This window comes from Microbacterium sp., from assembly GCF_049661145.1.
Taxonomy (GTDB): Bacteria; Actinomycetota; Actinomycetes; order Actinomycetales; family Microbacteriaceae; genus Microbacterium.
In genome coordinates, this window is sequence record NZ_JBASZT010000380.1 from 1 (window position 1) to 4,998 (window position 4,998).

General features: G+C 68.1%; 6 protein-coding genes. 5 read left to right on the top strand and 1 reads right to left on the bottom strand.

All coding sequences use genetic code 11. The features are described from left to right. Window positions 1–281: 281 nt before the first annotated feature. The 4 genes from WBP48_RS15580 (at window position 282) to WBP48_RS15595 (ending at window position 3,160) form a co-directional block, all read left to right on the top strand. On the top strand, window positions 282–1,037 hold the full coding sequence (locus WBP48_RS15580) for a hypothetical protein (RefSeq protein ID WP_424441669.1): 756 nt from the start codon (window positions 282–284) through the stop codon (window positions 1,035–1,037). A 151-nt stretch (window positions 1,038–1,188) separates the two neighbouring features. Further along, on the top strand, window positions 1,189–1,566 hold the full coding sequence (locus WBP48_RS15585; protein WP_424441670.1) for a GntR family transcriptional regulator: 378 nt from the start codon (window positions 1,189–1,191) through the stop codon (window positions 1,564–1,566). After that, window positions 1,563–2,468: an ABC transporter ATP-binding protein gene (locus tag WBP48_RS15590; RefSeq protein ID WP_424441671.1), complete on the top strand. Its 906-nt coding sequence runs from the start codon at window positions 1,563–1,565 to the stop codon at window positions 2,466–2,468. Before WBP48_RS15585 ends, WBP48_RS15590 begins: the two co-directional genes overlap by 4 nt. Next, complete coding sequence (locus tag WBP48_RS15595) at window positions 2,465–3,160, top strand: hypothetical protein (RefSeq protein WP_424441672.1); 696 nt, start codon at window positions 2,465–2,467, stop codon at window positions 3,158–3,160. The genes WBP48_RS15590 and WBP48_RS15595 overlap by 4 nt, the downstream gene beginning before the upstream one ends. A gap of 17 nt (window positions 3,161–3,177) precedes the next feature. On the opposite strand, the gene WBP48_RS15600 is transcribed toward WBP48_RS15595, so the two are convergent. Next, entirely contained in the window at window positions 3,178–3,468 is a 291-nt protein-coding gene (locus WBP48_RS15600; RefSeq protein ID WP_424441673.1) for a chorismate mutase, read from the bottom strand. Between the two features lie 95 nt (window positions 3,469–3,563). Here WBP48_RS15600 and WBP48_RS15605 point away from each other — a divergent pair, with 95 nt between their 5' ends. Continuing rightward, window positions 3,564–4,757, top strand: coding sequence for an AI-2E family transporter (locus tag WBP48_RS15605; RefSeq protein ID WP_424441674.1), 1,194 nt, complete (start codon window positions 3,564–3,566; stop codon window positions 4,755–4,757). Window positions 4,758–4,998: the final 241 nt, after the last annotated feature.

Genomic DNA, 4,998 nt, shown 5'->3' on the forward strand with positions numbered 1-4,998 from the left:
CCGCCCCCACTCCGTCGCCCCCCGACTCCCCCACCACCCACGCCGACCCGACGCAAACGGCCGCTTCCGCGCCGCCCGAGCGGCACTCCGCGTCGGCTGGACGCAGCGGACAGCGTGACGGGGAGCGGGCGGAGCAGCCGCGCGAGGCGAGGATCCACCCGCAGCCCGCACCCAGACCCGCCACCACGCCGGTCTGGCCCGTGCCCTCACGAACGCAGCGCCGGCCCGAGTCCTGACGGCAGGGAACGGCGCGCGAACGACCGGGGAAGTAGGGTGGCACGGTGAATCAGTTCTGGGAATTCGCGGGCAGCTTCTGGTGGCTCGTCTTTCCCCTCGCCGGGATGGTCGGCGGCGCCATCCGGGGCATCGATCGCGCGCTCGACCGACGCCATAAGCGCCGCCTCGAAGTCATGGCGGCGAAGGCACAGCTGCGCGCGGCGCGCGCGGCGCCCACGGTGACCGCCGCGACGGAACCCAAGACCATCACCCGTCCTGCCGCGATCCCGCACCAGCTCGAGCGGCTGTTCGAGACCCACGATGCGGTCACGGCGCGGTGGCTGGAGTATGAGCTCGACGTCGCCCGCATGATCGCCTTCCCCACGATGAGCGACGGACGTCAGCCGCTGACGGCCGCCTTCCTGCGCGCCAAGAAGGTCGCCGACCGGCTGCGCCCGCACTCCGCCGACGCGCGTCTGTCGCCCGAGCGGGTCACGGAGTACCGCGACGCGGTCACCGACTACGAAGTAGCGTTCGATCTCGCGGAACGCGAGGCCCGCCGCGTGCGCGACTCGCAGTTCAGCGAGGTCGAGCGCAAACGGCTCGCGACGGCGCAGCAGTTGCTGACGGTCGCGCTCGACGAATCCGCCACTCCCGCCGAGCGGCAGCTCGCCTATCGCCGCGTCCGCGAAGAGGTCGACGGCCTGCTGGCGCTGTCGGACGAGGCCGTCGAAGTCCTCGAGAAGAAGGTCGCGCTGCAACTGGATGCCGGGGGCAGCACGTCCACGGCATCCCGCGAGGACGACGGGCAACGCCCCTGAAGAACTGACCCGCGTCGCGAACTCCGTTTCGACTCGGTCGGCTTCGCCTCCCTCGCTCAACGAGCGGGGTAGGGGTTGACGTGCGCGCGGTTCTATGGTTCATTAGTCATGTAAGTAACCGATGGACCGGGACCAGCATCGAGGAGGCCGCGTGATCGAAGAGGGCAGGGCGCTGTTTCTGCAGATCGCAGGCAGCGTCGAGGAGTCGATCATCGACGGCTCCCTCACGGAAGGCACACGCGCGCCCTCGACCAACGAGCTCGCCGCCTTCTACCGCATCAACCCGGCGACCGCCGCGAAAGGGATCAGCATGCTCGTCGACAAGGGAGTGCTCGTCAAACGCCGCGGCATCGGCATGTTCGTGGCCACCGGCGCCCGCGATCAGCTCCTCGCGGAGCGGCGCGCCGCATTCGCCGACCGCTTCATCTCCCCCCTGCTGGCCGAGGCCGGCACGCTCCGCCTGAGCGCCGACGACCTCATCCACCTCATCCGTCTCACTCAGGAACGCACCGAAGGGAACCGTTCATGACCGCCGTCATCGAGGTAAACCACCTCACCAAGCGCTACCGCGAAACGCTCGCACTCGACGATGTCTCGTTCGCGATCGAAGAGAACGCCATCTACGGGCTGCTCGGCCGCAACGGAGCCGGCAAGACCACCATCATGTCGATCCTCACCGCGCAGAACTTCGCCACCTCGGGCGATGTCCGCGTGTTCGGCGAGAACCCCTACGAGAACGCCCACGTGCTCGGACGGCTGTGCTTCGTCCGCGAAAGCCAGCGCTACCCCGACGACGCGACCGCCTCGCACGCGTTGCGCATGGCGAGCCTGTTCTTCCCGAAGTGGGATCAGACCTTCGCCGACGAGCTGATCGCGGACTTCCAGCTGCCGCTGAAGCGCCCCATCAAGAAGCTCTCACGCGGGCAGCTCTCCGCCGTCGGCGTCATCATCGGCCTCGCCTCGCGCGCGGAGATCACGTTCTTCGACGAGCCGTATCTCGGACTGGATGCCGTGGCTCGCCAGATCTTCTACGACCGCCTGCTGGAGGACTACGCGGAGCATCCGCGCACCATCATCCTGTCCAGCCACCTGATCGACGAGGTTGCGAACCTGCTCGAACGGGTGCTCGTCGTCGACGGCGGCCGCATTCTGCTCGACGACGACACCGAGTCGCTGCGCGACCGGGCCACCGCCGTCGTCGGGCCGACCGCCGCAGTCGACGCCTTCGCCGCCGGGCGCGAGGTGCTGCACCGCGAGAGCCTCGGAAACGTGTCGCAGGTCACGGTCCTCGGCACCCTCCCGCCGGACGAGCGTACCCGGCTCGCCGCCGCGGGCCTGGAACTCACGCCGGTCTCGCTGCAGCAGCTCATCGTCCGGCTCACTCAGCACGCCACCCCAAACACTGGGGCCAAGAACGGAGTCCTCGCATGAACCGCACCCTCAACGTCATCCGGATGCAGTTGGTGAACCGTCAGACGTTCGTCTGGCTTCCCCTGATCATCCTCGGCGGATCTCTCGTCATCACACTGCTGATCTACGCGATCCTGAGCAGTTCCGGTCTCGACGGGCCCAAGTACGGTGGTGGCGCCCAAGCGCCCCTGTGGTACTTCCTCGCCGTCGGGGTCTACTCGCTCACTCTCTCGTTCCCGTTCTCGCAGGCGATGAGCGTGACCCGCCGCGAGTTCTGGGCCGGGACGCTCCTGACCGCGGTGCTCACGTCGATCATCCTCGGCATCGTCTTCCTGCTCGGGGGTCTGCTCGAACAGGCGACCGACGGCTTCGGGCTGAACGGTTACTTCTTCTACCTGCCGTGGATCTGGGAGCACGGGCCGCTCGCGGCGGGCGCCTTCTTCGCGATCGTCACGATGCTGTTCTTCGTCACCGGGTTCGCCACCGCGACGGTCTACAAGCGATTCGGCCCCCTCGGGCTGACGGTCGCGCTCGTCGGGCTTGCGCTGCTGCTGGTCGGCATCCTGTTCGTGATCGCGCGCACCAACGCCTGGGTGAGGGTGTTCACCTGGGTCGTCGAGCAGGGAGCGCTGAGCCTGGCGCTGTGGAGCCTGATCGTCACGGCCGTCCTCGCCGCGGCGACCTACGGGCTGCTGCGCCGCACGACCGCGTAGCGATCGGGGCGACACCTTCAGCGCTCGTCGGCGGCGGCTTCGTGGTGGCGGATGACCTCCGCCACCACGAAGTTGAACCACTTCTCGGCGAACTCGGGATCGAGATCGGCATCGTGGGCGAGGGAGCGGAGCCTCGCGAGCTGCTGCTCCTCACGGAGTGGATCGGATGCCGGCATCCCGTGCTCGGCCTTGAGCACTCCCACCTGCTTCGTACAGCGAAACCGCTCCGCCAGCATGAAGATCAGGGCCGCGTCGATGTTGTCGATGCTCGCGCGAAGACTGCGCAGCTGGGCGATGGCGTCGGTCATGATTCCTCCGCTGCCGACACTACCGGCTCGACCGACTCGCCCCGTCCGGGTGACGCGTCGCGGCGGGATGCCGCCGCTCACCCTAGAGTGTGAGCATGACCGAGGGATTCCGCCGCTCCGCCGCGCGCCGCACGAAGAAGGCAGCGCCCGCCCCGGCATCCGCCCCCGCCGCCGCCTCCACCCCGGCGACGACCATCGCGGGAGCGCCTCCCGTGATCGAGGCGCCGCTCGAGCGCACGACCTGGACCTTCCTCAACCGCCCCTTCGGCCTCGGATTCCTGGTCACCCTTGGTGGGCTCGTGGCGATCGGCCTCGGCGCGGCCGTGACGAGTCTCGCGACCATCTGGATCTATGTCGCCTTCGCGTTGTTCGCCGCCCTCGGCCTCGATCCGGTGGTACGGCGACTGGAGCGCCACGGGATGTCGCGGGCGTGGGGCATCGTCATCGTGTACGCCGTGTTCACGGTCGTGCTCGTCGGCGTCCTCTGGTTGATCCTCCCGACGGTGGTGCGCCAGATCGCCCAGTTCATCCGCGACCTCCCCACCATGATCACCGACTTCCAGGGGACGGAGCTGTACCTGTGGACCCGCGACCAGTTCGGGGATCAGGTCCCGGTCATGCTCGGAGAGATCCAGAAGTTCCTCACCGACCCCGGCAACATCGCGACGATCGGCGGCGGGGTGCTCCAGGTGGGCGTCGGCATCGCGACGACGATCTCCGGCCTCATCATCATCACCGTGCTGAGCCTGTACTTCCTCGCCTCACTCGAGCAGATGAAGCAGGCCTTCTACCTGCTCGCGCCGGCACGCAACCGGCCGTTCGTCGCGGAGATGACCGAAGAGATCACCGGCTCCGTCGGTGCCTACCTCGGGGGCATGGTCGTCCTCGCGTTCTTCAATTCGGTCGTGACGTTCCTGCTGTACGCCGTTCTGCAGTTGCCGTTCCCGTTGCTGATGGCCGTCGTCGCGTTCTGCCTCACGATCATCCCGCTCGTCGGTACGGTCATCTTCTGGATCGTCGGCACGCTGGTCGCGCTGTTCGCCAGCCCGATCGCCGCTTTGGTGTTCGGTGCGCTCTACCTGCTCTACATGCAGATCGAGGCATATGTGCTGACGCCGAAGGTGATGAACAGGGCGATCGCCGTCCCCGGGTCGCTCGTCGTGATCGGGGCGATGGTCGGAGGAACCCTGATGGGCCTGCTCGGAGCGCTCGTGGCGATCCCGGTCACCGCCTCGATCCTGCTGATCATCAAGAAGGTCTTCATCCCCCGCCAGAACGCGAAGGTCTAGCCCGGCGAGGACGCCCCCGCCCCCGTGCGTTGAGCGAGGCGCGCCAGCGCCGAGTCGAAACGCGGTAACACACTCAGCGGGTCGCACCTGGTCGTCATCCGCGCCTCAGAACGACCATTCGCGACCCGCCCACCCGCGCGCGCGCGACGTTTCGACTCGACCCTACGGACCTCGCTCAACGCACGGGCAAGCCCACCCGCGCACCACGACTGGGTCCCCGTCCGTGCGCGCCGCACCCCGG

What these genes read in the sequence shown, in the direction of transcription:
- WBP48_RS15600 (WP_424441673.1), bottom strand. Translation starts at nt 3,468, where the DNA reads ATGACCGACGCCATCGCCCAGCTGCGCAGTCTTCGCGCGAGCATCGAC.
- WBP48_RS15590 (WP_424441671.1), top strand. Translation starts at nt 1,563, where the DNA reads ATGACCGCCGTCATCGAGGTAAACCACCTCACCAAGCGCTACCGCGAA.
- WBP48_RS15595 (WP_424441672.1), top strand. Translation starts at nt 2,465, where the DNA reads ATGAACCGCACCCTCAACGTCATCCGGATGCAGTTGGTGAACCGTCAG.
- WBP48_RS15605 (WP_424441674.1), top strand. Translation starts at nt 3,564, where the DNA reads ATGACCGAGGGATTCCGCCGCTCCGCCGCGCGCCGCACGAAGAAGGCA.